The sequence below is a fragment of the Streptomyces sp. CA-288835 genome (assembly GCF_050936385.1).
Taxonomy (GTDB): Bacteria; Actinomycetota; Actinomycetes; order Streptomycetales; family Streptomycetaceae; genus Streptomyces.
Map to the genome: position 1 here is coordinate 5,839,326 of NZ_JBNJMW010000001.1, position 24,320 is coordinate 5,863,645.

Sequence of the window (24,320 nt, forward strand, 5' to 3'; positions counted from 1 at the left end):
ACATGTCGTCCTACTTCACGGACCTGGCTCAGCAGTACATCGACGGAGAGTGGCGTCCGGGGACGGGGTCCTGGGACATCATCGACTTCAACCCGTACGACGGCGAGAAGCTGGCGTCGATCACCATAGCCACGGTTGACGAAGTGGATCAGGCCTACAAGGCGGCCGCTCGCGCCCAGAAGGAATGGGCCGCGACCAACGCGTACGCGCGGCGCGGGGTGTTCGAGAAGGCTCTGCGGATCATCGAGGACCGCGAGCAGGAGATCGCCGAGACGATCATCGCCGAGCTCGGCGGTACGCATCTGAAGGCGGGCTTCGAACTCCACCTCGCCAAGGAGTTCCTGCGCGAGGCGATCCATGTGGCGCTGCGCCCCGAGGGCCGGATCATCCCCTCGCCGGTCGACGGCAAGGAGAACCGCGTCTACCGCGTCCCGGCCGGCGTCGTCGGTGTGATCAGCCCCTTCAACTTCCCCTTCCTGCTGTCGCTGAAGTCCGTCGCGCCCGCCCTGGCGCTGGGCAACGCCGTGGTCCTCAAGCCGCACCAGAACACCCCGATCTGCGGTGGCTCCCTGGTCGCGAAGATCTTCGAGGACGCGGGGCTGCCGGCCGGTCTGCTGAACGTCGTGATCACCGACATCGCGGAGATCGGCGACGCCTTCATCGAGCACCCGATCCCCAAGGTCATCTCCTTCACCGGCTCCGACAAGGTGGGCCGACACGTCGCCACGGTCTGCGCCTCGCAGTTCAAGCGCGCCGTCCTCGAACTCGGCGGCAACAGCGCGCTGGTGGTCCTCGAGGACGCCGACATCGACTACGCGGTCGACGCGGCCGTCTTCAGCCGGTACGTCCACCAGGGCCAGGTCTGCATGGCAGCGAACCGGGTGCTGGTGGACCGCTCGGTCGAGGCGGAGTTCACCGAGAAGTTCGTCGCCAAGGTGAAGACCCTGAAGGCGGGCGACCCGCGCGACCCGCAGACGGTCATCGGCCCGGTCATCAACTCCTCGCAGGCGGACGCCCTTTCGGGCGCCGTCGACCAGGCGATCGCCGAGGGTGCCACCGCGCTCGTACACGGCTCCACCACCGACAACCTCGTCGAGCCCAGCGTCCTGACGGACGTGCCCGCCGACGCGGCGATCCTCCAGCAGGAGATCTTCGGCCCGATCGCGCTCCTCATCCCGTTCGACGGCGAGGAGGAGGCCGTACGCCTCGTCAACGACACCCCGTACGGCCTGAGCGGCGCCGTCCACACGGCCAACATCGAACGCGGCGTCTCCTTCGCCAAGCAGATCGACTCAGGCATGTTCCACGTGAACGACGGCACGGTCCACGACGAGCCCCTGGTCGCCTTCGGCGGCGAAAAGTCCTCGGGCATCGGCCGCCTGAACGGCGAGGCGACGGTCGAGGCGTTCACGACCCAGAAGTGGATCTCGGTGCAGCATGGGCGGAGCTTCTTTCCGTTCTGAGGGCGGCTACCGCGCCCCGTAAGGGGCGCGGGGCTGTATCAATTTGCGGCTCCGCCGCGATGGGGGTCCCCCCGCTCGAGCGAATTCGAGAGTGGGGGAGCGACCAGCCACAACGAGCCCGCAGCTAAAACCGCACTTCCAGCGGAGCGCATCGCGGACAGAATCTGACCTACATAACCCATAGCTTCGTTGGTGTCAGGCAAGAGGACGTACCGACGAAAGGCGGCCGGTCATGGTCACTCACGTTTCCGCAGAGGCGCACGGTGATGAGCGCGGGGCGCTGCTCTCCTTTCTGGACGAGCAGCGCGGAGGCATCCGGCGGGCGGTGCTCGGGTTGACGGACGAGCAGGCGGCTTCGCGGCCCAGCGCCAGTGAGTTGTCGCTCGCGGGGCTGGTCAAGCATGTTGCCGAGATCGAGCAGGGGTGGATCGCGCGGGCCAAGAAGGAGGCCCCCGCGGTGCACCGCGACGAGTCGAACTGGCACGAGTGCTTCCAGCTCGTGGGTGACGAGACGCTCGAGTCGCAACTCGCGTACTGGGAGAAGGTCGCGGCCGAGACGGAGGCGTTCATCCGCGCCGTGCCCAGCCTCGATGACACCTTCTTGCTGGAGAAGACGTCCTGGAATCCCAAGGACGAATGGCTCTCCATGCGCTGGCTGTGCCTGCACCTGATCCGCGAGACGGCCCGGCATGCCGGTCACGCCGACATCATCCGCGAGTCCCTGGACGGGAAGACCGCCTTCGAACTCGTCGCCCTGGAGCAGGGCACGAGTTGGAGCTGAACCGCTCGGTTCTACGCTGGCTCCATGTCAGCGATCCGTCTTCTCGTACTCGGTGCCGTCCGGCAGCACGGGCGCGCCCACGGTTACCAGGTGCGCAACGACCTGGAGTACTGGGGCGCGCACGAGTGGTCCAACGCCAAGCCGGGGTCGATCTATCACGCGCTCAAGCAGATGGCGAAGCAAGGGCTGCTGCACGCGCACGAGATCGCGCCCTCCACGGCCGGCGGCCCGCCGCGCACCGAGTACGAGATCACGGAGAAGGGCACCGAGGAATACCTCGGGCTGCTCCGCCAGTACCTGACCGCGTACGACCAGAAGCCGGACGTACTCACGGCCGCGCTCGGCTTCATGGTCGACCTGGACCGTGCGGAGGTTCTCGAACTCCTCGAGGAGCGGGTGCACGCCATAGAGGAGTGGCGCAAGGGCGTCACCGAGTACTACACGCCCGAAGAAGGCCCCGGACAGCTCGGCCACATCGGCGAGATCATGAACTACTGGGTCACCTCCGCCGACACCGGTGCCCAGTGGACCCGCGGCCTGATCGAGCGGATCCGGGGCGGGGCGTACACGTTCTCGGGCGAGGGGGAGCCGTTCGTGGGCGTACTCGCGGACGACCAGGAGAACCCGTACGGGACGGGGGAGTCCCATCCCGGGGACGCGCGCTGATCTCAGTCCGCTTGTCTGGCCGGGCGCATTAATCAAGTTTGACTAAACCTCCGCGCGGGCATAGCCTTCACCGGTAAGCTGCTAGTCAAGTTTGACTAAGCTGAATCGAAGGGAGCCGGATGACCGACGCGATCGTCGTCGAGAGCGTACGGAAGCGATACGGGGACAAGGCGGCCCTGGACGGGTTGGATCTGGCGGTGCGGGGCGGCACCGTGCACGGTCTGCTCGGGCCGAACGGAGCCGGCAAGACCACCGCGGTACGCGTGCTGACCACGCTGCTGCGGCCGGACGAGGGGCGTGCGGAGGTAGCAGGGTACGACGTCGTACGGGAGGCCGGCCGGGTACGGCGACGCATCGGCCTGCTCGGCCAGCACGCCGCGCTCGACGAGGAACTCGGCGGACGGCAGAACCTGGAGATGTTCGGGCGCCTCTACCACCTGGGCGCCCGGCACGCGCGCGTGCGGGCCGACGAACTCCTGGAGCGCTTCGGTCTCGCGGACACGGGCCGCAAGGCGGTGAAGCAGTACAGCGGCGGCATGCGGCGCCGGCTGGACCTCGCCGCCTCCCTCATCACCGAGCCGGAGGTGCTCTTCCTGGACGAACCGACGACAGGGCTCGACCCGCGGGGCCGCGCGGAGGTGTGGGGCGCGGTGCGCTCCCTGGTCGGCGGCGGCACGACGGTACTGCTCACCACGCAGTACCTGGAGGAGGCCGACCAGTTGGCGGACCGCATCTCGGTCGTCGACCGGGGCCGGGTCATCGCTGACGGCACGGCGGACGAGCTGAAGGCGAAGACGGGCGGCGACCGGATCGACGTGGTCCTGTGGGACGGCGGCCAACTGGGTGCCGCCGTGGCTCTGTTGCCGTTCGACAAGGACGACATCTCCGTGGACGCCGACCGTCGCCTCCTCAGCGCCCCGGTCACCGACCGTATGGCGGCACTCGCCGGGGCCGTACGCGCCCTGGAGGAGGCCGGGATCGTGGCGGAGGACATCGCCCTGCGGCGGCCGACGCTGGACGAGGTGTTCCTGCACCTCACGGGAGACGACCCCGCGGGATCCACAGGGGACGAGCACCGCGATCACGCTGTGAAGGAGGCCGTGTGAGTACGACGTACGAAGAGAGCCGCGTGGCGACGTACGAGACGAGCCGTGACGGTGCGTGGACGTACGTCCTCACCGACTGCTGGACCATGACCCGGCGCGAACTCGCCCATTGGGCGCGGCAGCCGGTGCAGGTCGTGGTGGGCCTCGTCTTCCCCGTGATGCTGATGTTGATGTTCAGCTATCTCATCGGTGGAGGAGCGGGCATCGAGGGGAAGTACGTCTAATTCCTGGTGCCCGGCATGCTTGCGATGACCATGGCCTTCGGCCTCGACGCCACGATGGTCGCGGTGACCACGGACCTCAACAAGGGCGTGATCGACCGGTTCCGGTCCATGCCGATGACCAACGGCGCGGTCCTGGTGGGCCGTGCGGTCGCCGACATGCTCCAGTCGTTCGTCTCGCTGCTTGTGCTGATCAGCGTGGGACTCATGATCGGCTGGCGCTGGCACGGGTCGTTCGGGGCGCTGCTCGCCGGGATCGGGCTGCTGCTTCTGCTGCGGTTCGCGATGCTGTGGATCGGCATCCATCTGGCGATGGTCGCGGGCAAGCCGGAGCTGGTGACGGCCGTACAGATCCTGATCTGGCCGGTCGCCTTCCTCTCCAACGCCCTGGCCACACCCGAGTCCATGCCGTCCTGGCTGGGCGCCGTCGTCGAGTGGAACCCGATGTCGGCCACGGCCGAGGCGGTGCGCGGCCTGTTCGGCAACACCCCCTCGGGCAGCTCCTCCTGGGCCGCTGAGAACGCCGAACTGCTGGCGGTGGCCTGGCCGGTGGCGCTGGTGGCGGTGTTCTTCCCGCTGGCGGTACGGAGGTTCGGGCGGCTCAGCCGGTAGGCAGGGAAGCGTGTGGTCTCGCGCGGGAGCCCCGGACGTCGTCGGAAGGCGTTCGGGGCTCCGGTCGTTCGTGACGGGTCGGGTCGCGGCGCTGTTCGCGCGTGATTCCGCCGGGGTTCATCTGCGGCTTTTGCCTGGGTGTCAGCCCAACGGCACTATCTTGCCGGGCAGTTCAGGCCATGCCTAAGGTGACTGCTGCCACAAACCGGCGGTTCTGACCAAACCGTCCGGGCCATGTGCAGTCGACGAACGGGCGCGCTTGCCCGTCGTAACGGGGGATCGAAATTGAGACAGCCGGTGGCTCTTCTGCGCGTCAACGACGTCAGCTATTCCTATGACGGCACGGTCAACGTGCTGCAGGACGTGTCCTTCACGGTCGAGGAAGGCGCGATCGTCGGTCTCGTCGGGCCCAACGGGTCCGGCAAGTCCACGCTGATCAGGAACATCTTCGACCTCGTACGCCTGCAGGCCGGATCAGTCCGTATCGGCGGCCATGAGCACGTACGGCCCGAGGCGAAGCAGTTGGGCATGTATCTGTCCAGCAATGACTACCTGCCCGAGTTCCTCACGGCCCGCGAGTACATCTCCATGATGGGCAAGCTGTTCGACCTCGATGTCGATCACGATGAGGCCATCGGTCTGTTCCGCCGGTTCTCCATGGATGGTCGCTACGACCATCTCATCGAGGACTACTCCCACGGCATGCGCAAGAAGACGCAGCTGGTGTCCGCGCTCGTCATGCGCCGGCCGCTGACCGTCATCGACGAGACCCTCAACGGCATCGACCTGGAAGCGCTGCACCTCGCCGAGAAGGAGTTCCGGCGGGTTCGCGACGCGGGCCGCTCGATCCTGCTGTGCACCCACGACTTCGCCGTACTGGAACGCCTGGCCGACCGCACCCTCTTCCTCGACCTGGGCCACGTGGTGTGCGACGAGCCGACGAAGGACCTGGTCGAAGAGCATGGATCGCTGGCCGCCATGGTCTTCGACTACCTCGAAACGTCCCAGCGATGACGGCGGTACGGCTGCGGCAGTCCGCGGTCCTGGCCCAGATGCTCCTCGTCTTCTTCCGCCGCCGGGTGCTGCGGGCCGGAGTCCTGAAATCGACCCCGGTCCGGGTGTTCGTCATGGTCGTGGCGGTGCTGCTGCTGGGCGTCATGTGCACCGGCTCGTACTACTTCCTGCGCCCGCTGGCCGACGAAGCCCGCGTGTGGCGGCTGCTGTTCAACACCTCGACGGTGTCGCTGCTGCTGTGGGTGCAGATCGCGTTCCTGCTGGTGAAGGTGCTGTTCATCAACGCCGAGGGGATGCTCCAGCTCAGTTATCAGCTGTCGGTCACCAACCGGGAGCGTTCGGCGGCGTTCCTCATGTACGAAGCGGCGATGACGGCCGTCGTGGCCGCCGCAGGCCTGGTCTCCCTCGCAGTGAGCGCGCTGATCCTGCTGGGCCCGTCCGCGACCGGATACATCACGGCATCGATCATCGTGCCGGTCGCCCTGACCTACCTGGCGCTGTCCGTTGTGTACCAGTTGCTGACCCGGATGTGGATGCTGATGGGGCTCAGCCGGATGGCGGGCATCCTCAACGTGCTCGTCCTTTTCGCGCTGCTGGTCTCCTACTCCGCGCAGATGACACCGATGATCCGGGACATCTCCGAGGCGTACCTGGACAAACGGACCGAGTACACGTGGATCACGTCGGTGTCCTGGGCGTGGAACGAGCACGGGCCCTGGCTGACCCTGGCCGCCGCGGTGGCGTTGTCGGCCGTACTCACGGCCCTGGTCTTCGCGCTCGCCCCGAACCAGCACGTTCGCCAGTCCCGCTACCTGAAACTGTCCGGAAGCGTGCGGCTGCGAGGCGTTCTGGGACCGTATGACTGGTGTCTGCTGCGCAGCGCACAGACGGTTGCCGCCGCCGCGATGGCCCTCGCGGTCTTCGGCTACCTCCTGCTGGCCAAACCCTCGATGAACCCGATGTGGGGCCTTGCCGCCCTGTCCTTCGGCGGCCTGTACCAGTTCACCGCCACCCAGCCGCTACGGATGCTGCCCGGCGCTCGGGCGTCGGCCTGGCGGGTCTACGCACGGCTCATACGGGCGCAGCTGGTCCTGCTCACGGTGTTCGCCGTGCCCGCTCTCGCGCTCACGTCGGCGATCCACCCGGACCGCTTTCTCTCCAGCGCGGCGGCTCTGGCCAGCTGCGTCGGCGGGGCGGTGATGACCACGTGCATCAGCATCGTGTTCCCGGCGGAGAAGGACAATCCGTTCTCCGTGTTCCTGGGGCTGTCCGTGGTCACCATCGTGCTGGGCGTGTCACTGATCGGGCTCGGCATGCTCAATCTCCCGCCCTGGGCGGTGATGTCCTGCCTCGCCGGGGCGGCCGTCGCATTCGTCCTGTACGCGGTGCAAGGAATCCACACCAGCGAGTCGAGGAGAAGGAATGCTCACGGCACGGTCGGTCATGACGGCCGCCATAGGGGCCGCGCTGAGCGCCGTGACCAGCTCCTCAACGAGGTGCCTGGCAACTGACCTGGACGTCCGTACCGTTGGCTGGACGGTGGGCGGCCTCCAGGTTGTCCCAGTTGTCTCACAGTGCATCCTGGAAGGGTCGGTGGAACCCGGCGTAGGCGCTTTGCGTTGATAGCTTTAGTCGCCCGAAGCAGAACCGCCTGCATCTTCCCTTCACCCTTCAGGAGCCCGGATCGTGACGCTTGCCCTTGGACCAAGCTGGTTGGATCCGGACTATCTCCTCGACGCGTTCGGTATCTGGGGCCTCCTGGTCATCGTCTTCGCCGAGTCGGGCCTGCTCATCGGCTTCTTCCTGCCGGGTGACTCGCTGCTGTTCACGGCGGGACTGCTGATCGCCGAGGGCACGCTGGACTTCCCGCTGTGGGCGGCCGTCGTGCTGATCTGTGTTGCCGCGATCCTCGGTGACCAGGCGGGCTACATGTTCGGCAAGAAGGTGGGGCCCGCGCTGTTCAAGCGCCCGGACTCACGCTTCTTCAAGCAGGAGAACGTGGTCAAGGCCCACGACTTCTTCGAGAAGTACGGCCCCAAGTCCCTCGTACTGGCCCGCTTCGTGCCCATCGTGCGGACGTTCACGCCGATCATCGCGGGCGTCAGCGGCATGCGGTACCGCTCGTTCCTCACGTTCAACATCATCGGCGGCGTCCTCTGGGGCGCGGGCGTCACGCTGCTCGGCCATTGGCTGGGCCAGATCGACTTCGTGAAGAAGAACATCGAGGCGATCCTCATCCTGATCGTCTTCCTCTCCGTACTCCCGATCATCATCGAGCTCCTGAAGGCCCGCGGTAAGTCGAAGAAGAGCCCGCAGCAGGCTCCGGAGGCACCGCCCGCGATGGACGACGCGACGACGCAGCTGCGCGCTGTGCCACCGGTCCATCAGGACCAGAGGACGTACGGCCATCAGGGCCAGGACCAGGGCGCATACGGCCACCAGGGCCAAGGCCAGGGATACGGCCCCCAAGGCGGCCAGGGCTACCCGCAGCAGCAGCCGCAACAGCAGCCCCCGTACGGCTCGGACCAGGGGGGCTACGGGCAGCAGCAGGGCCAGCCGCCTTACGCCGCGCAGTACCCGCAGGGTCAGCAGTACCCGCAGGGCCAGCAATATCCCCAGGGCCAGGGCTACCCGTACGGCCAGGGGCAGGACTACCCGCAGGGCTGAGCGGACGCGGGCAGTTCCGCGCGCTGAGGGGGCCGGAGGCCCCCGTAAGGGGCGCGGGGCTGTATCGATGTGCGGCTCCGCCGCGTGGGCGCGACCAGCCACGACGAACCCGCAGTCGCCAGCGAACCGATAGCCCCGAGCTATAAGGCGCCCGGCGTCAGAACCCTCGCGTCCGCTTGGCGGCGCGCCGCCCCTCCGTAGAAACCCCCGGCAGCCGCATGAACAGCCGGGAGATCTCCGAGCCGAGGTTCACACCGATCGCGATGGCCATCGCGAGGGCGGCGGCCTTGGACAGGTTGACAAGGCCGGCGTCGACGTCGCTCTGGGCGATGGACAGCAGCCCGAAGTACGTCGCCGAACCCGGCAGCAACGGCCCGATCGCCGCCGTCGTATACGGCATGGCAGAAGCGAACCGGAAGCGCGACAGCAACTGCCCGAACAGCCCCACCACCCCCGCCGCGACAGCCGTGGAGGCGACCGGCGACAACTCGCCCGCGTAGTGCATCGCGCCGTACACCGACCAGGCCACGCCACCGTTGAGGGTCACCATCAGGACGGTGGATCGTTCCTGCTGGAGCAGTACGGCGAAGGCCAGCGCCAGCAGCATCGAGGCGACGATCGCCACCACGGGCTGCTGGGAGCTGCTCACGGCGATATCCGGATCCAGCTCCGCGCCCAGCTTCACCCCGAAGTACAGCGCCAGCAGAACCCCGGTGACGATGCCCACGTAGAAGTACATGACCTCCAGCAGGCGTGCGGCGGCGGTGATGTAGAAGCCCGTCAGCCCGTCCTGGACGCCCGCGACCAGCGCCCGCCCGGGCAGCAGCGCGAAGAGCCCACCGGTGACCACCGCGGACGACTTCACGTCGACGTGTGCCAGGGTGAGCGCGATGCCGATCGCGGCCGGAGGCATCGCGGCCACCGTGAACTGGTAGAACTCCGGCAGCCCGCGCCCCGCGCACAGCCATGCGAGCCGGTCGCCGAGCATCGCGCCGAGCGCGGCGGCGACGAACACGATGGCGTCACCGCCGACGAGCACGGAGGCCGCCCCCGCGAGGAGCCCGGCGGCGCCGGTCAGTACCCAGCCGGGATAGGGGTGCCGGTTGCGCCGTATCTCCGCGAGCCGCCGGTAGGCCTCCTCCAGGGAGACCTCGGTCTCGTCGTCGCTGATGTCGTCGACGAGCCGGTACACGGCCGCGAGCCGCGTGTAGTCGGTGGCCCGGCGCCGCACCGTCCGCGAGGCGGTGATCGGGTCGTCCACCAGGGACGGCTGGTACGACATGGACAGCAGCGTGAAGGTGACGTTCGGCTCGCAGCGGTCCAGGCCGTACGAGCGGCAGACGGCGAGCATCGCCGCCTCCACGTCCTCGGCGCCCTCGCCGCCCGCGAGCAGCAGTTCGCCGATACGCAGCGTCAGGTCGAGCACGCGCGGGACGGCCGGGCCGCCGTCGTCCTCCGTGCGCTGGACGGGCTCGGCGACGGGCCGGTCGGCCACCGGCATACGCAGCATCGTGCGCATCCGGTCCTGCCAGGGCACCTCCTTGGTCAGCTTGACCACGGGGATGCCGGTCGGCGGGGTGAAGGCGGGCGCCCGGTACGTACGCGGGGCGTTGAACGCCGAGCCCGCGCGCTCGGCGGACGGCGGCTCGGGCGGCGCGAGACCCTCCGGGATCGCGAACTCCGACGTCGTATGCGACTCGTCCTCGAAGGCCGCTGCCACTCCGCTCGGCGGCGCGAACGCGCTCCTCGCCTCGTCCGACTGCGGCTTACGGTCCTCCGCGTCCGGCTCAGCCACCAGCTCCCGCCCCACTTCTCAATACGTCCGTTTCTGATACGTCCGTTCTCGTATGGGTCCCCCATACGCCGTATCTCTGATGTACGCCTCAGCGCAAGAACACACGAAAGAACACACGAACGGGCCGCGTCACCCATTGGGTCACGCGGCCCGCCGGTACATCACTTGGCCTCAGTGGCCGCCGCTCTCCTTGAACCGCTTGTAGGAGCGCTCGATCTCGGCCTCCGCGTCCGTGCGGCCCACCCAGTTGGCGCCCTCTACGGACTTGCCGGGCTCCAGGTCCTTGTAGACCTCGAAGAAGTGCTGGATCTCCAGACGGTCGAACTCCGAAACGTGGTGGATGTCACGGAGGTGCTCCACGCGCGGGTCGTGCGCGGGGACGCACAGCAGCTTGTCGTCGCCGCCGGCCTCGTCCGTCATACGGAACATGCCGATCGTGCGGCACTGGATGAGGCAGCCGGGGAAGGTCGGCTCGTCCAGGATGACGAGGGCGTCCAGCGGGTCGCCGTCCTCGCCGAGGGTGTTCTCGACGAAGCCGTAGTCGGCCGGGTAGCTGGTCGAGGTGAAGAGTCGACGGTCCAGGCGGATCCGACCGGTCTCGTGGTCCACCTCGTACTTGTTCCGCGAACCCTTCGGAATCTCGATCGTGACGTCGAACTCCACCGGTGGCTCCTCCATGATCAACACATACGTCTGGTGGTTAAGTGTCCCTCACGCAGGTGTGTGATCGCGAAAGGGGTTGGTGTCCGTGCCGGAGCTGAAGGCTTGGCGGGCCGCGCGACCGCAAATGGAGCGGTTCGCACGGGCCGTGTGGCCGTGGCTCGTACGGGCCGTGGAAGCCGTCAGGCGACCGTGGTTCGCACGGTTGACCACCGTGCAGTTCACGGCGGGCGCCGCCCTCCTCGGCCTCGCACTCGCGGCAACCGTGGTGACCGCGGCCGGCCCTTGGGACTCCAGCGGTCAGCGTACGGCCGAGCGGGACTTTGCGGCATCGCGGGAGGGGTCAGGTGGTGCAGATCACGGCACCGGATCCGGTACGGCTCCGAAGGCGCCGCGTCCCGCACCCAGCGCCCCCTCTGTACTCGCCGGACTCGGGGGCACGACCGGCTCCGTTTCCGCGCCCACCGAAAAGGCCCTCGGCGACGTCCTCGGCCCTCTGCTCGACGACTCTTCGCTGGGTTCGGAACGTACGGCCGCGATCGTCGACGTGGCCACCGGCAAACAGCTGTACGGCAGGGCCGCCGACGAGGCGCTGACACCGGCCTCCACCACGAAGATCGCCACCGCCGTCGCGGCACTCTCCGCCACAGGCGCCGACCACCGCATCGCGACCCGCACAGCCCTCGAACCCGGCACCAAGGAACTCGTCCTGGTCGGCGGCGGCGACCCCACCCTGACCGCCCGCAAGGAAGCGAACGGCAACGCCAGCCTGCGTACGCTCGCCGACAAGACCGCCGACGCACTCAAGGCCCGCAAGCTGGACGCGGTGACGCTCTCGTACGACACCACGCTGTACGACGGCCCCGCGCTGCACCCCATCGGTCCCGACAACGCCAACCTCGCGCCGGTCACCGCCCTGATGACCGACGAGGGCCGCCTCGACGACTCGTCCTCCGGCCCGGCAGACCGCAGCAGGGACCCGGCGGCGGACGCGGCCCGCCAGTTCGCGGCCCTCCTGAAGGACCGCGGCATCAAGACCAAGTCCCCCGGCCCCTCCAAGGCGACGGGCCGCGCGGAGACGCTCGCGAAGGTCGAGTCCCCGCCCCTGTCCGCCCTGGTCGAGCGCATGCTGACCAACAGCGACAACGACATCGCCGAGGCCCTGGCCCGCCAGACCGCCCTGGCCTCCGGCGAACAGGCCAGCTTCGAAGGCGCCTCGGCGGCGATCCGTACGCAACTGAAGAAGCTCGAACTCCCCCTGGAAGGCGTCAAGTTCGCAGACGGCAGCGGCCTGGACCGAGCCGACCGCCTCACCGCGAACCTCCTCACCGCCCTCCTCGCCAAGGCAGCCGCCCCCGACCACCCCGAACTCCGCCCCGCCCTCACCGGCCTCCCAGTAGCAGGCTTCACCGGCACCCTCCGCAACCGCTACACGGACCAGCCCGGCACAGGAGTCGTACGAGCAAAGACGGGCACGCTGACGGGCGTACACGCCTTGGCCGGCACGGTGGTGGACTCCGAGGGCCGCCTACTGGCCTTCGCTTTCTTGACGTCTACGGACCACCCAACGGACCCAGCGGCAACGCAAAAGGCACTGGACGGCGCGGCTTCGGCACTGGCGAACTGCGGCTGCGGCGCGTGAGGGAGCGGCTGCGCCCCTGAAAGGGGGCCGCAGGCCCTCCTTTCAGGGGCGCGGGGCTGTGACATATGCGGCTCCGCCGCGTGGGCGCGAGCAACCACAACGCACCCGCAGCCGAGCTGCAACCAGGAACCCCCACGAACCCCACACCCTGCACCCAGCGGCAGCGCTCACGTACGGTTGAGGGCATGACGAGCATCGGTGGTGCCGAGATGGTCGACTGGAATCTCGCGGTGGCGACCGCGACCCGGCTCGTAAGGCCGGGCCCAGAGGTGAGTCGCGACGAGGCCAGGGCCGTCGTCGCGGAGCTGCGCCGGCATGCGAAAGAGTCGGAGCAGCACGTCCGCGAGTACACGCAGATGGGCAGCGAGGACCTGCGTGACACCCCGATCCTCGTCGTCGACCGCCCGGGCTGGGTCCGGGCGAACGTCGCTGGGTTCCGGGAAATCCTCAAACCGCTGCTCGACAAGATGCAGGAACGTCGCGGCAGCTCGCCGGGCGGAGCCGTCCTCGGCGCCGTCGGCGGCAAGGTCACCGGCGTAGAGCTGGGCATGCTCCTGTCGTTCCTGGCCTCCAGGGTGCTCGGCCAGTACGAGACTTTCGCCCCGGCGACCCGCGAACTCCCGGCGGGGGAGAACGGCGGCGGCAGGCTGCTCCTGGTCGCCCCGAACATCGTGCACGTGGAGCGCGAACTCGACGTACAGCCCCATGACTTCAGGCTCTGGGTCTGTCTGCACGAGGAGACGCACCGGACGCAGTTCACGGCCGTGCCCTGGCTGCGCGACCACCTCGAGGGCGAAATCCAGTCGTTCCTGGAGGAGACCGAGGTCGACCCCATGACGGTCCTCGAGCGCATCCGGGAGGCCGCGCAGACCCTCGCCGGCAGCCGTCCCGAGGGCGAGGAGGGCGACGACGGCGGCCGGTCCCTCGTCGAGATCGTCCAGACGCCCGCCCAGCGGGAGATCCTCGGCCGGTTGACCGCCGTGATGTCCCTCCTGGAGGGCCACGCGGACTTCGTGATGGACGGCGTGGGGCCCGCCGTGGTCCCGTCCGTCGCCGAGATCCGCGAGAAGTTCCAGCAGCGCCGCCAGCGCGGGGCCTCCCGCCTCGACCTGGCGCTGCGCAAGCTGCTCGGGCTTGACGCCAAGCTGCGCCAGTACCGGGACGGGGAGCGTTTCGTACGGGCGGTCGTGGACCAGGTCGGCATGGAGGGGTTCAACCGCGTGTGGACCTCGCCGAACACACTCCCCACCAAGTCGGAGATCTCCAAACCGGCGGATTGGGTTGCGCGGGTGCACCGCAAGGCAGAGTCGTGAACTGAATCCGGCCGAGGGCAGGTGAGCGCCCCCGCTATCACCCGTCCGAGGGACCGTGGGGCATGGGTAGGCGTGCAATGCTCGGGGAACGGCCCGTTTCTGTCACCATCTAGGCACTCTGCGTGACCGAAGATCGGGCTCACCCCCGACAATTTCATGAAGGGAACCGGACATGGGTCCCCATCCAGCGGTCGCGGCGATACGCCTGGCGGTCCGCCGCGTCCTCCACGAGATCCTCCACGACGTCCTCACCGACCACACGCCCGCCCAACCCGACACTGAGCGCTCCGACACCGCGCACGAGCAGTCGCCCCCGCCGCTCGTGCTCGTGGCATGCTCCGGCGGCGCCGACTCCATGGCGCTCGCCTCGGCCCTCGCCTTCGAAGCCCCCAAACTTGGCATCCGCGCCGGTGGCATCACCGTTGACCACGGTCTGCAGCCCGGCTCCGACCTGCGCGCAGCCGAAGTCGTCGTAAGACTCACCGAACTCGGCCTTGACCCCGTCGAGTCCATCGGTGTCTCCGTAGGCCGGGAGGGAGGGCCCGAGGCCGCCGCCCGGGACGCGCGGTACGCCGCCCTGGACGCCGCCGCCGAGCGCCACGGCGCCGCCGCGGTCCTGCTCGGCCACACCCGTGACGACCAGGCCGAGACCGTACTGCTCGGACTCGCCCGCGGCTCCGGCATCCGCTCCCTGTCCGGCATGGCCGCCGTCTCCGGAGGCCCGGGAGCCGCCCGCCGCTACCGCCGCCCCTTCCTGCAGCTCGACCGGCACACCGCCCGCAAGGCCTGCATGGTCCAGTCGCTCCCCGTCTGGGAAGACCCGCACAACTCCGACCCGGCCTATACGAGGTCACGCCTGCGCCACGAGGGCCTGCCCGCCCTGGAGAAGGCGCTCGGCAAGGGCGTCGTCGAAGCCCTCGCCCGTACGGCACAGCTGTCCCGCGACGACGCCGACGCCCTCGACGCGTGGGCCCGCCAGGCCGAGGCCTCCGTGCGGGACGCCGCCGGCCTCCTGGAATGCGCCAAGCTGTACGCGCTGCCGCCCGCCGTGCGCCGCCGGATTCTGCGCCGCGCCGCCATCGAGGCCGGGGCGCCCGCCGGTTCACTGTTCGCCCGGCACATCGAGGAGATCGACCGGCTGATCACCGGCTGGCGCGGCCAGGGAGCCATCAACCTGCCGGGCAAAGTCGTCGCCCAACGGCAGGGTGGCAGACTGGTGATTCGGCAAGGCTGAATGCGGGCCTTCCGCCGGTCCCTTGCGGGGGCCGTGGGCGGCCCGAGTGGCCGCCATACATGCGGGACGACCGAAAGTGATGCGGGTGGACGCGAAAGACATGGGCACCGATCTCAAGTCGGTGCTCATCACCAAGGAAGAGATCGACGCGAAGCTGGTCGAGCTGGCCGCGAAGATCGACGCGGAGTACGCGGGCAAGGACCTGCTGCTCGTCGGAGTCCTCAAGGGCGCCGTGATGGTCATGGCGGACCTGGCGCGCGCTCTGTCCACCCCCGTCACCATGGACTGGATGGCCGTGTCCTCGTACGGCGCGGGTACGCAGTCCTCCGGCGTCGTGCGGATCCTGAAGGACCTCGACACCGACATCAAGGGCAAGCACGTCCTGATCGTCGAGGACATCATCGACTCCGGTCTGACGCTGTCCTGGCTGATCTCCAACCTCGGCTCGCGCGAGCCCGCCTCGCTCAAGGTGTGCACGCTGCTGCGCAAGCCGGAGGCCGCCAAGGTCGCGATCGACGTGGAGTGGGCCGGCTTCGACATCCCGAACGAGTTTGTCGTGGGCTACGGCCTCGACTACGCGGAGAAGTACCGGAATCTGCCGTTCGTCGGTACGCTCGCGCCTCATGTCTACGGTGGTTGAGGCACTCTCGTAGAGAGTGGCGAACCCCACGCTCCGTGTGAAGACGGTCCGGGAACCCTTGCGGGTTCCGCGCCGTTGGAGCATGCGTAGACGGGTTTGTCAGCCGGACCGTGCGGCTTCGGGTGACAATGCTGGGGTACCGTCAAAAACAGTCTTATCAAACTCACTATGGCAGGAGGGACGGGGCGGCACCGCTCCGTATGGATGGACGTGAAGCGATACTTCCGTGGGCCGGTCATGTGGATCGTGCTGGCCGTCCTTGCCGTGGTCGTGTTGATGCAGGTCGTCGGCTCGTCCGGCGGCTACAAGACGGTGGACACCGGCCAGGTCGTCCAGGCGATCAGTGACAACAAGATCGAGTCGGCCAAGCTGACCACCGGCGACGAGCAGATCATCAAGGTCGAGCTCAAGGACGGCGAAAAGGTCGAGGGCAGCTCAAAGATCCAGGCGAGCTACATCGGCGACCAGGGCGCCAATCTCGCCAACACATTGCAGACCAAGTACGAGGACAAGCAGATCGCGGACGGCTACACCGTTTCGCCGTCCAAGCAGAACCCGTTCGTCGGGATCCTGCTCTCCCTGCTGCCGTTCGTCCTCATCGTGGTCGTCTTCCTGTTCCTGATGAACCAGATGCAGGGCGGCGGCTCCCGAGTCATGAACTTCGGGAAGTCCAAGGCCAAGCTCATCACCAAGGACACCCCGAAGACGACGTTCTCCGACGTCGCGGGCTCGGACGAGGCCGTCGAGGAGCTCCACGAGATCAAGGAGTTCCTCCAGGAGCCGGCCAAGTTCCAGGCCGTCGGGGCGAAGATCCCCAAGGGCGTACTGCTGTACGGCCCGCCCGGTACGGGTAAGACGCTACTCGCGCGTGCTGTCGCGGGTGAGGCGGGCGTTCCCTTCTACTCGATCTCCGGTTCCGACTTCGTCGAGATGTTCGTGGGTGTCGGTGCCTCCCGGGTCCGTGACCTGTTCGAGCAGGCCAAGGCGAACGCCCCGGCGATCGTCTTCGTCGACGAGATCGACGCGGTGGGCCGTCACCGCGGTGCCGGTCTCGGCGGTGGTCACGACGAGCGCGAGCAGACGCTGAACCAGCTGCTCGTCGAGATGGACGGCTTCGATGTGAAGGGCGGTGTGATTCTCATCGCCGCCACGAACCGGCCCGACATCCTCGACCCGGCGCTTCTGCGCCCCGGCCGTTTCGACCGCCAGATCGCGGTCGACCGCCCGGACATGCAGGGCCGTCTGGAGATCCTCAAGGTTCACCAGAAGGGCAAGCCGGTCGCGCCGGACGTCGACCTGTCCGCAGTGGCGCGTCGTACGCCGGGCTTCACCGGCGCCGACCTGTCGAACGTGCTGAACGAGGCTGCGCTGCTCACCGCGCGCAGCAACCAGAAGCTGATCGACAACCACATGCTGGACGAGGCGATCGACCGTGTGGTGGCGGGCCCGCAGAAGCGGACCCGGATCATGTCGGACAAGGAGAAGAAGATCACCGCGTACCACGAGGGTGGTCACGCCCTGGTCGCGGCGGCTTCACCGAACTCCGATCCGGTCCACAAGATCACGATCCTCTCCAGAGGCCGTGCTCTCGGCTACACGATGGTGCTCCCGGACGAGGACAAGTACTCGACCACGCGCAACGAGATGCTCGACCAGCTCGCATACATGCTGGGCGGACGCGCGGCCGAAGAGCTCGTCTTCCACGACCCGACCACGGGCGCGGCGAACGACATCGAGAAGGCCACGGCCACCGCGCGAGCGATGGTCACGCAGTACGGCATGACCGAGCGTCTCGGCGCGATCAAGTTCGGCGGCGACAACAGCGAGCCCTTCCTCGGACGTGAGATGGCTCACCAGCGCGACTACTCGGAAGAGGTCGCCGCGCTCGTCGACGAAGAGGTCAAGAAGCTCATCGAGACGGCGCACAACGAGGCCTGGGAGATCCTGGTCGAGAACCGCGACGTCCTCGACAACCTGGTCCTCGCGCTGCTCGAGAAGGAGACGCTGAACAAGGAGCAGATCGCCGAGATCTTCGCCCCCATCGTCAAGCGTCCGGCCCGCCCCGCGTGGACCGGCTCCTCCAGGCGCACTCCGTCCACCCGCCCGCCGGTGCTCTCCCCCAAGGAGCTGTCGCTGACGAACGGGGCGAACGGTGCGGCGCCGGCGATCACCGCGAAGTCGAACCCTGCCGCCGAGGCGGCACTTCCGGTGGCCGAGCCGACTCCGGAGGATCGTCCCGAGAGCTGACCCACCCTGCCGGTCCTCCCGCCCGTCTCCCGACCACCACCCCTCAAGGGGTCCCTTCGGGACACTGGCCTCAATTGGCCCGGAACAGATGCCGCGCCCCCCCTGGTCTAGCCTGGGGGGCGCGGCATATTCGTATGCCCGTACATGCAGCGCGTGATCCGTACGCGTGGAGGCACAGGAACGAGGCACCAGATGATCGACCCCGTGAGGCTGGACGGCGAGGGCGAGGTCGGCGAGTTCGACGAGAAGCGCGCCGAGAATGCCGTACGAGAGTTGCTGATCGCGGTCGGTGAGGACCCGGACCGGGAGGGGCTTCGGGAGACGCCGGGGCGGGTGGCCCGGGCGTACCGGGAGCTGCTGGCCGGGTTGCGGCAGGAGCCGGAGGATGTGCTGACGACGACGTTCGATCTGGGGCATGACGAGATGGTCCTGGTGAAGGACATCGAGATCGTCTCGCTGTGTGAGCATCATCTGCTGCCGTTCCATGGGGTCGCCCATGTCGGGTACATCCCGGCCGAGACCGGGAAGATCACCGGGCTGTCGAAGCTGGCGCGGCTTGTGGAGGTGTTCGCGCGGCGGCCGCAGGTGCAGGAACGACTCACCACGCAGATCGCCGATTCGCTGATGCGGATTCTTGAGGCGCGGGGCGCCATTGTGGTCATCGAGGCCGAGCACATGTGTATGTCGGTGCGGGGGATACGTAAGCCGGGGGCGAAGACGACGACGTCTGCTGTGCGTGGGCAGTTGCGGGATGCCACCACTCGTTCCGAGGCGATGAGCCTCATCCTGGCTCGGTGAGCCTCGGGTGAGCTGAGAGCTCCGTCGCGTCTGCCTGGTTGTTGTTCGTGTGGGGCTGCGGGTTCGTTGTGGCTTGTCGCGCAGTTCCCCGCGCCCCTAAAGGGGCGCTGAGCGCGCCCGCGCGGCGGAGCCGCAGATTGATACAGCCCCGCGCCCCTACGGGGCGCGGCCCCTCGTCGTGCCTTACGCCGCCGGTGCCGCGTTGCCGTTTGTGTCTTCGTCCTCCGGGAGTTTGCAGACTCGCTCTAGGAAGAAGGCTGCGGCTATTACTGCGATTCCTGCCAGGACTGAGAAGCCGGCGTAGATCGCTTGGTCGCGGCGGGACGGGATGTCCAGGGACTCCAGGAGGAAGGCGCCTGTTCCGCCGTACATGCCGGCTACCAGGGCGGCTACCAGGGCGCTGGCTTGGCCGAAAACCACCGCTCGGGCCGCTGCCAGGGGGTCGACGCCTGTGGCGCCTGGGCGGCGTTCGCGTTGGGCCTTGAGGCGGGCTCTCAGCGAGAGTGCCGTGGCCAGGAGGACCACTGCGATCAGGGCCAGGACGATGGGGGCGGCGAGGGGGACGCGGGGGAGCGTGCCCACCGCGTTCCACAGGCGGGCGCCCGCCCAGGACAGCACGCCGGCGACCACGAACACGCCGGCCAGCGTCCTGATGCGCAGCTCTTTCACGATGCCCCTTCGTCGCAGCCGGAGATGGTCCGGTAGGTGATCCGGTAGACCTTAACGACTAGTCGGGCAGCTGTAGTTCCAGGTCGGCGCGGGGCGCGACACCTTCCTGGGGGACGGCGGCCAGCAGCCCGGCCACCGGGCCGACACCGGGGAGCTGGGCGTCCGGCTCCACGTCGTGCCAGGGGGCGAGGACGAAGGCCCGCTCGTGCGCGCGCGGGTGGGGGAGGGTGAGCTCCGGGTCGTCGGAGACCATGTCGGCGTACGCGACGATGTCCACGTCGATCGTGCGGGGGCCCCAACGCTCGTCCCGTACGCGATGGAAGGCCTCCTCGACCGCGTGCGCCCGCTCCAGCAGGGAGGACGGGGGGAGCGTGGTGCGCAGGACGACGACCGCGTTGAAGTACGTCGGCTGGCTGTCCGGCTGCACGCCCCAGGGCTCCGTCTCGTACACCGGAGAGACCGCCTTGACGCGTACGCCGGGAGTGTCCTCCAAGGCGTCGACGGCACCCTGGAGCGTCTCCAGGCGGTTGCCGAGGTTCGAGCCGAGGGAGAGCACGGCCCGTTTGGGGTTGTGCAGGGTGGTGTCGGCGGCGTCCACTTGTTCCACGACGGAGGCGGGCACCGGCTGTACGGTCGGGTCGCTCTGACCCTCGGTCAACGAGGCAGTCATACTCGGCTCCGGGTGATGGTGACGGTCACGTCGTCGAAGGGGACGGTGATCGGCGCGTCCGGTTTGTGGACGCAGACCTCGACCTCCTGGACCCCGTCGTGTTTCAGACACGCCTGAGCGATGCGTTCGGCGAGCGTCTCGATGAGATCCACGGGCTCGCCCTCGACGACGGCCACGACCTCCTCGGCCACTATGCCGTAGTGCACGGTCTTCGCCAGGTCGTCGTCGGCAGCGGCCGGCCGGGTGTCCAGGCCCAGCGAAAGGTCCACGATGAAGGTCTGGCCCTCCTCGCGTTCCCTGGGGAAGACACCGTGGTGCCCGCGGGCCTTCAGGCCGCGCAGCGCGACACGATCCACGCGAATCACTCCTGCAGTCGTCGGTAACAGCGGTCACCGCCATGTGTGGTCGGCACACCAGCCACAGTCGAATCTACCTGCGAGCACTGACAACGCTCCGTCACCGGGGCTCGGGCCGGGGCGCAGGCCAGGAGGTTTCATCGGCTGTTCGGCTGGAGGGACCCGGCGGCTCACGGGCTGGTCCCCGCCCATACCCGGGGCCACGCGATCCCAACCACTACTTGGCCCCTACCCACTCAGGACGGCGAGTCGTCGGTCTCTTCCTCGCCGGATTCGGCCAACACGGGGGAGGCATGGTGCGACCACAGTTTCCAGCCATCGGATGTGCGCCGGAACACATTCGTGGCGACGACGAGCTGACCCACCAGCGGACCCAGTTCGTCGCTGTCCTCCGGGGCCGGGCCGCCGCTGAGGATGTTCTCGGTGCAGGTCACCAGGGCGGTGTCGGAGATGACGGACACATGCACATCCGTCAGGAAGAACTGGATGTACTCGGTGTTCGCCATGATCAGCGCGTACGAGCGGAGCACTTCGCCGCGGCCGGTCAGTACGGGCCAGCCGGGGTGGACGCAGGAGACCTCGGTGCCCCGGTCGGTGGCTTCGGTGGTTTCGGCATCCTCCAGGTCTTCGGGATCCGCGGTGTGTTCGGCTCCGTCGATGTCCATGGGGGCGAGCCAGAGCGTCGACAGCTCTTCGAAGTCGCCTCGTTCCATCGCCTCGTAGAAGGCGGTGTTGACGCGGGCGACCTCTTCGACGTCGGTGCGGGGTGCGCTCACAGGGCTCCTTCTGCCGCCCGGGCGCTTTCCACGGCCCTGGCCACCCGGACCGCGTCGGCGGTGGCCCGCACCTCGTGCACGCGGACCGCCCACGCGCCCTGGTGGGCGGCGAGCGCGGAGACGGCGGCGGTGGCGGCGTCGCGTTCCCTGGCGGGCGGCGGTGCGCCCTGTGGCCCGGCCAGTACGCGGCCGAGGAACCGCTTCCGGGACGCGGCGACCAGTACGGGGTGGCCGAGGCCCAGGAGGCGGTCGAGGTGGGCGAGGAGCGTCAGGTCGTGCTCGGCCTCCTTGGAGAAGCCGAGGCCCGGGTCGACGACGATGCGGTCCGCGGCGATGCCTCCCTCGAGAACGGCCGCCACGCGCGCGTGCAGCTCGTCGACGACTTCGGAGACGACGTCCTCGTACCGTCCCTGGACGTTTCCGCCCTCCAGGAAGCCGCGCCAGTGCATGACCACGAAGGGGGCGCCGGAGTCCGCGACGACCGGGATCATCGCGGGGTCGGCGAGACCGCCGCTGACGTCGTTGACGAGGGCGGCGCCTGCGGCGAGCGCACGCTCGGCTACGGAGGCGCGCATGGTGTCGACGGAGACGGTGACGCCTTCGGAGGCGAGACCGCGTACGACCGGGATGACGCGTTTGAGTTCCTCGGCCTCGTCGACGCGGGTGGCGCCGGGGCGGGTGGACTCGCCGCCCACGTCGACCAGGTCCGCGCCCTCCGTGACCAGGTCGAGGCCGTGCTTGACGGCTGCCGTCGTGTCGAACCACCGGCCGCCGTCCGAGAAGGAGTCGGGCGTGACGTTCACGACCCCCATGACGGCGCACCGGTCCCATGCCGGGAGCCCTGCCACTTGGCCTCGCCCGCTGTTCTTGGTCATACGCCCAGCGTAGGCCTCTGGCGTCGGACCGGTTCGTCCACGGGGGCCGAGGGGGTCCGGCGGTGACCCCCTCGTGTGGTGGCCGGAGCGTTTGCATACGCGCGCGTCTGTCGGGCCTCTGTGCGGTGCCGCTGTCACTGGAGTGACTGTTTCGCGTGACCTCTGAGTGTTGAGGTGGTGTCAATCCCCGGAAGTGGCTGGGTTTTTACGGGGCGGGGCTCCAAGATTCGCCTACGCGCGGTAAGTTTCTGGCCATGCCACGTGGACGTCACCGTCATTCCCCACCACTGCACCGGCTGCTGCCCCCCTCGGCGATCGCAGGCGTCTCGCTCGTCTGCGCCGCCGGGCCCTGGTTGTTCTCGGACGCGTGGGTGCTCCGCGGACTGGCCGCGGGCGCCGCGGCGACGGCTGTCGTGGGCGCGGTCGTCATGCGCCACTGGGACGTGTCCGCGGGCAAACGCGTCGCGGACCTCACGCGCGCGCGTGCGAGCGACGAGTGGCGCCACGAGGAGCGGGTCGCCGAGCTCGAGACCGACCTCGACGAGTCGCGCGAGCTGCGCACCAAGCTGGAGCACCGGCTCCGCGAGAAGCGGGCGGAGCTCCAGGGGCTGCGTAACGAACACGCCGCCCTGCTGCGGCGGTACGCCACCGCGGAGACGGAGCGGGCCAGCGTCCTGGAGAGCCGCCGCCGCCTCGCCATAGAGGCGACGACTCCGGCTCGTGCCCTGCCCGCGGCGGCTTCGGCGGACCCGGTGGCCGAGGCCACCGAGAAGCCCGCTCCGGCCGCCCGCGCCGCGGCTTCGGTGCTCTACGCGAAGGCCAACGCGGCGCTGGACCGGCTGGCAGAGGCGGCCACCACGCACGTGGATGTGGCCGAGGGCGAGCCTTGGACGGACGGGGCTACGAAGGACGAAGCGACGAAGGGCGGTTCGGCGGAGGGCAGTTCGCCGGAGGCCGTGGCGGCGACGGACGCATCCGCTACGGAGGCATCCGCAAAGGACGCGCTGGCAGAGGACGCTTCCGCAACGGGCGTATCCGCTACGGACGTTTCGGCAGAGGACGATTCCGCTACGGACGCTCCTGAATCGGACGCTCCTGAATCGGACGCTTCGGAGAACGCGACCGGTTCGTCCGAGTTGGACGCTTCGGAGGACGCGACCGGTTCGTCCGAGTTGGACGCTTCGGAGGACGCGACCGCTTCGTCCGAGGTGGACAGCCCCACGGACAGCGCCCCGGCGGCAGACACACCCGACGGCAACGAGTCCCCGAACAGCGGCTCCCCTGAAGGCGGTTCGGCCTCCGACGAGCCCGAGCCCGGCAAGTCCCCGAAGGCCGCCCCCGCGAAGGCCGCGGCCAAGAGTGCCCCCGCGAAGCCCGGTGCGCCGAAGAGCGCGCCCCCGGCGGGCGGCCCCGGCAAGGGCGGGCCCACGCCAGGCGGTTCGCCGAAGGGCGGCTCCCGCAAGAAGGCCCCCACGACGGGCGAGGCCGGGAAGGAGGGCGAGGCGACGCAGGGGAAGCCCCAGGCGGTCGGCAGCCATGAGCGCACGGCCGCCGCGAACGCCCCGACGCCCGCCGAGTCCCCGGCCCGCACAGCCGCACCGACGCCCGCCGAAACCCCCGCCACCGCAGCCGCACCGGCGCCCGCCGCGTCCTCCACCAAGGCAGCAGATCTGAGGCCCGCCCACCAGGCCGGCCTTCCCTCCGGGCACTTCACCGTGCCCAAGGCCGTGGCGGTCGTTCCTGCCTCTCCAGTACGGCGGCCCTCCGTAGAGGGCGGTTTCGACTTCTTCGGTACGCAGCAGGAGGCGTCCCAGGCCGCCCTGGAGGCCGTACAGAACGAGGACCTCGCCGACGTGGTGGGCCAGGAGGCGCTCGCTCTCCACAAGGCCGAGTCCGAGGCGCAGTTCAAGCCCGCGGACGAGGAGTCCCGGGGCGTCGGCCAGCAGGTCATCGACCTGACCGCGCACGACGAGACCGAGCAGATCGACGTGGCGGAACTGCGGAGCGCGGTTTCCTGAGCGTCAGCGGCAATAAGTGCGGCAACAGGTCATGAGGGCAGTGGCAGCGAAACGCGCCACTGCCCTCACCTGTCTACTGCGCCCTCAGCCGTCCACA

The 24,320-nt window shown here is 68.8% G+C and carries 21 protein-coding genes and 1 pseudogene; 15 read left to right on the forward strand and 7 right to left on the reverse strand.

From position 1 onward, the window contains the following. Nucleotides 1-2: 2 nt before the first annotated feature. The 8 genes and pseudogenes from ACQEVY_RS26615 to ACQEVY_RS26650 all read left to right on the forward strand — a co-directional run bounded on the left by ACQEVY_RS26615 (nt 3) and on the right by ACQEVY_RS26650 (nt 8,530). Nucleotides 3-1,463, forward strand: coding sequence for an aldehyde dehydrogenase family protein (locus tag ACQEVY_RS26615; protein ID WP_432951954.1), 1,461 nt, complete (start codon nt 3-5; stop codon nt 1,461-1,463). A gap of 232 nt (nt 1,464-1,695) precedes the next feature. Further along, complete coding sequence (locus ACQEVY_RS26620) at nt 1,696-2,244, forward strand: DinB family protein (RefSeq protein WP_432951955.1); 549 nt, start codon at nt 1,696-1,698, stop codon at nt 2,242-2,244. 24 nt (nt 2,245-2,268) lie between these two features. Beyond that, nucleotides 2,269-2,910, forward strand: coding sequence for a PadR family transcriptional regulator (locus tag ACQEVY_RS26625; protein ID WP_432951956.1), 642 nt, complete (start codon nt 2,269-2,271; stop codon nt 2,908-2,910). A 119-nt stretch (nt 2,911-3,029) separates the two neighbouring features. Next, nucleotides 3,030-4,016, forward strand: a complete 987-nt coding sequence (locus ACQEVY_RS26630; RefSeq protein WP_432951957.1) for an ATP-binding cassette domain-containing protein — start codon at nt 3,030-3,032, stop codon at nt 4,014-4,016. Between the two features lie 86 nt (nt 4,017-4,102). Beyond that, a pseudogene (locus ACQEVY_RS26635) lies at nt 4,103-4,849 on the forward strand (ABC transporter permease). 297 nt (nt 4,850-5,146) lie between these two features. Next, entirely contained in the window at nt 5,147-5,863 is a 717-nt protein-coding gene (locus ACQEVY_RS26640) for an ATP-binding cassette domain-containing protein (RefSeq protein WP_432951958.1), read from the forward strand. Beyond that, nucleotides 5,860-7,374 (forward strand): hypothetical protein, encoded by a 1,515-nt coding sequence (locus tag ACQEVY_RS26645; RefSeq protein ID WP_432951959.1) that lies wholly within the window; start codon nt 5,860-5,862, stop codon nt 7,372-7,374. Before ACQEVY_RS26640 ends, ACQEVY_RS26645 begins: the two co-directional genes overlap by 4 nt. A 172-nt stretch (nt 7,375-7,546) precedes the next feature. After that, on the forward strand, nt 7,547-8,530 hold the full coding sequence (locus ACQEVY_RS26650) for a DedA family protein (RefSeq protein WP_432955407.1): 984 nt from the start codon (nt 7,547-7,549) through the stop codon (nt 8,528-8,530). A 157-nt stretch (nt 8,531-8,687) separates the two neighbouring features. Here the strand turns inward: ACQEVY_RS26650 and ACQEVY_RS26655 are convergent, their stop codons facing one another. Together ACQEVY_RS26655 and ACQEVY_RS26660 are read right to left on the reverse strand one after the other, a co-directional pair. After that, nucleotides 8,688-10,325 carry a threonine/serine ThrE exporter family protein gene (locus ACQEVY_RS26655; RefSeq protein WP_432951960.1) on the reverse strand — a complete coding sequence of 546 codons (1,638 nt, stop codon included), beginning with the start codon at nt 10,323-10,325 and terminating at the stop codon, nt 8,688-8,690. 171 nt (nt 10,326-10,496) lie between these two features. After that, on the reverse strand, nt 10,497-10,988 hold the full coding sequence (locus tag ACQEVY_RS26660) for an inorganic diphosphatase (protein WP_355780971.1): 492 nt from the start codon (nt 10,986-10,988) through the stop codon (nt 10,497-10,499). Nucleotides 10,989-11,067: 79 nt separating this feature from the next. Between ACQEVY_RS26660 and dacB the strand changes: the two genes are divergently transcribed. The 6 genes from dacB to folE all read left to right on the forward strand — a co-directional run bounded on the left by dacB (nt 11,068) and on the right by folE (nt 18,859). Next, nucleotides 11,068-12,627 (forward strand): D-alanyl-D-alanine carboxypeptidase/D-alanyl-D-alanine endopeptidase, encoded by a 1,560-nt coding sequence (gene dacB, locus ACQEVY_RS26665; protein ID WP_432951961.1) that lies wholly within the window; start codon nt 11,068-11,070, stop codon nt 12,625-12,627. A gap of 185 nt (nt 12,628-12,812) precedes the next feature. Further along, on the forward strand, nt 12,813-13,940 hold the full coding sequence (locus ACQEVY_RS26670; RefSeq protein ID WP_432951962.1) for a zinc-dependent metalloprotease: 1,128 nt from the start codon (nt 12,813-12,815) through the stop codon (nt 13,938-13,940). Between the two features lie 172 nt (nt 13,941-14,112). Further along, nucleotides 14,113-15,174: a tRNA lysidine(34) synthetase TilS gene (tilS, locus tag ACQEVY_RS26675; protein WP_432951963.1), complete on the forward strand. Its 1,062-nt coding sequence runs from the start codon at nt 14,113-14,115 to the stop codon at nt 15,172-15,174. A gap of 79 nt (nt 15,175-15,253) precedes the next feature. Next, on the forward strand, nt 15,254-15,814 hold the full coding sequence (gene hpt, locus ACQEVY_RS26680) for a hypoxanthine phosphoribosyltransferase (protein WP_344387954.1): 561 nt from the start codon (nt 15,254-15,256) through the stop codon (nt 15,812-15,814). A gap of 204 nt (nt 15,815-16,018) precedes the next feature. Further along, a complete protein-coding gene (gene ftsH / locus ACQEVY_RS26685; protein WP_432955409.1) occupies nt 16,019-18,061 on the forward strand; it encodes an ATP-dependent zinc metalloprotease FtsH in 2,043 nt (680 codons plus the stop codon). Nucleotides 18,062-18,253: 192 nt separating this feature from the next. Next, nucleotides 18,254-18,859, forward strand: a complete 606-nt coding sequence (gene folE / locus ACQEVY_RS26690; RefSeq protein WP_432951964.1) for a GTP cyclohydrolase I FolE — start codon at nt 18,254-18,256, stop codon at nt 18,857-18,859. A gap of 183 nt (nt 18,860-19,042) precedes the next feature. On the opposite strand, the gene ACQEVY_RS26695 is transcribed toward folE, so the two are convergent. From ACQEVY_RS26695 to folP, 5 genes are all read right to left on the reverse strand, one after another. After that, nucleotides 19,043-19,528, reverse strand: a complete 486-nt coding sequence (locus ACQEVY_RS26695; RefSeq protein ID WP_432951965.1) for a DUF3180 domain-containing protein — start codon at nt 19,526-19,528, stop codon at nt 19,043-19,045. A 58-nt stretch (nt 19,529-19,586) separates the two neighbouring features. Continuing rightward, nucleotides 19,587-20,198, reverse strand: a complete 612-nt coding sequence (gene folK, locus ACQEVY_RS26700) for a 2-amino-4-hydroxy-6-hydroxymethyldihydropteridine diphosphokinase (RefSeq protein ID WP_432951966.1) — start codon at nt 20,196-20,198, stop codon at nt 19,587-19,589. Next, on the reverse strand, nt 20,195-20,554 hold the full coding sequence (folB, locus tag ACQEVY_RS26705) for a dihydroneopterin aldolase (RefSeq protein ID WP_328770798.1): 360 nt from the start codon (nt 20,552-20,554) through the stop codon (nt 20,195-20,197). The genes folK and folB overlap by 4 nt, the downstream gene beginning before the upstream one ends. A 236-nt stretch (nt 20,555-20,790) precedes the next feature. After that, the gene (locus ACQEVY_RS26710) at nt 20,791-21,330 is read right to left on the reverse strand and encodes a nuclear transport factor 2 family protein (RefSeq protein ID WP_432951967.1); all 540 of its coding nucleotides are present in this window, start codon (nt 21,328-21,330) and stop codon (nt 20,791-20,793) included. Beyond that, nucleotides 21,327-22,205, reverse strand: coding sequence for a dihydropteroate synthase (folP, locus tag ACQEVY_RS26715; protein ID WP_432951968.1), 879 nt, complete (start codon nt 22,203-22,205; stop codon nt 21,327-21,329). Before folP ends, ACQEVY_RS26710 begins: the two co-directional genes overlap by 4 nt. Before the next feature lie 254 nt (nt 22,206-22,459). Here folP and ACQEVY_RS26720 point away from each other — a divergent pair, with 254 nt between their 5' ends. After that, on the forward strand, nt 22,460-24,223 hold the full coding sequence (locus ACQEVY_RS26720) for a hypothetical protein (RefSeq protein ID WP_432951969.1): 1,764 nt from the start codon (nt 22,460-22,462) through the stop codon (nt 24,221-24,223). Nucleotides 24,224-24,320 lie beyond the last annotated feature (97 nt).